Here is a 1,530-nt window from a genome sequence, read left to right on the forward strand (position 1 = left end):
AAGACTAATTTCAACCCGGTGCAATGGTCTGAGGATGGTTCTTCGCTATACGGCTATCATGTCGGAGAGTTTCCGACCAAGGCGTATGCACTGAATCTGGCAACGGGCCAGGAAACTCCACTTCAGGAGCTCAAACCGGGATCTCCCGCCGGCGTTGTCATGGTCGCGCCCGTTGTCGTCAGCCGCGACGGCAAGAGTTTCGCCTACAGCTACAATCAGACTCTTTCGGTCCTGTACCTCATTTCCGGATTGCACTAAAATCTGGCGTGCAAATAGGTCTGGAAAGCGCAGCAAAGATTCCTGTTACGATGTCATCCTGAAGGGCGGCAAAAGCCGCCCTGAGGGACCATACGTCGGCCGGAAGCCCTCGATGTCGTGGATGGGAATGTCTAAGAGGTGACTAGTCCAGCGATCCCGCAAAATCCGCCGCCACATAATGGAAGAAAATCGATGTGGACGTTTGACCCTCCCCCAGTTTCGAACGGTAATGCGGCAAGCGGGTTCCGCGATAGGCCAAGCCGTCTCCCAAAGCCTGATACACGGTAACCTTTCCCTTTGGAGTATCCAAAGAGATCGGCCACGGTGTGGCAAGCGCGGGCTCCGGCGAGAAGTCCAGGCACAAGGTAATGCTGAACTCGCATTGCTCCCGGTCGACGTGCTTCTTCAGTTCCGCGCCGCTCGTATAAGAGGCCATATACACATAAGACGCCTTGACCGGCTCCCCAGCTACGGCACTGAATGGGATAGCAATGTGCCGGTGAAAGAAGCGCGCGACCGGATCATTGTAGGCAACGTAGCGGCGTGGACTCTGGCCATCCCCGAGCGGAATCGCCCCAGTCCGGATCCGATAGCGATAGTAGCGACGCAGAGCCGCAATGTGAAACGGGTGGATCAGGTCGTGAAGCGGGGCGTATCCCTTCTTTCGGAATAACTCCGCCGCCTTTCCCAGCGCCTCTTCCCGATCAACACCTTGTCGGGCGATCGAATCCGCGGAAACCAGAATTCCGGCGCTCTCCAGAATGAATCTCGCGGACGCAGGCACCGAATCTGGAATCGGCTCGTCGATTCGCAGTTCCCTAACCATGGACTCCAGTTTCGGTCCCAACCAGAACGGAACCAAAGAACGGGTATTCGCGTCGCGCAGCCACGCGATGGTTCCTTGTAATGCGAACGCCGGTAACAGTTCGTTCTGCGATGCAAGCTCCTCCGGCAATTCCTCTCCTACATAAAGCCTGCAATCCGGATTCAAAAAGAGATCGCAGTCGGCCTGCGCCGAGGTTGCCGCCCTCGCCGGTCGCGGCACGAGATGCAAGGGCAACTCGTCGAGCAGGCAATAGAAGCGGTCCGGAGGGAGTGTCGCGGAGTACGTCTGCGACACTCCTCCCATAAGTCCCGCCATCCATTCGAGCCAAGCCGAGTTGTTTATCGACGAAGCCATCCGTTTAGGGTGAAGCGGCTGTCGGCGAAGAGTTGAGACGGACACTTCACCGAAGTGATTTCATGCAGCTGTTCGCACGGGAAAAAGACGAT

General features: G+C 56.9%; 3 protein-coding genes. 1 reads left to right on the top strand and 2 read right to left on the bottom strand.

The window, feature by feature from the left end:
• Positions 1–258 (top strand): hypothetical protein (locus VGK48_21810; GenBank protein HEY2383820.1); only part of this gene is annotated, 258 nt, incomplete at its 5' end.
• Between the two features lie 142 nt (positions 259–400).
• Here the strand turns inward: VGK48_21810 and VGK48_21815 are convergent.
• Positions 401–1,438, bottom strand: coding sequence for a hypothetical protein (locus VGK48_21815; GenBank protein ID HEY2383821.1), 1,038 nt, complete (start codon positions 1,436–1,438; stop codon positions 401–403).
• On the bottom strand, positions 1,423–1,530 hold a 108-nt coding region (locus VGK48_21820; protein HEY2383822.1), incomplete at its 5' end, for a proline hydroxylase. The genes VGK48_21820 and VGK48_21815, both read right to left, overlap by 16 nt.

This window comes from Terriglobia bacterium (assembly GCA_036496425.1).
Classification (GTDB): Bacteria; Acidobacteriota; Terriglobia; order 20CM-2-55-15; family 20CM-2-55-15; genus 20CM-2-55-15.

What these genes read in the sequence shown, in the direction of transcription:
- VGK48_21815 (HEY2383821.1), bottom strand. Translation starts at nt 1,438, where the DNA reads ATGGCTTCGTCGATAAACAACTCGGCTTGGCTCGAATGGATGGCGGGA.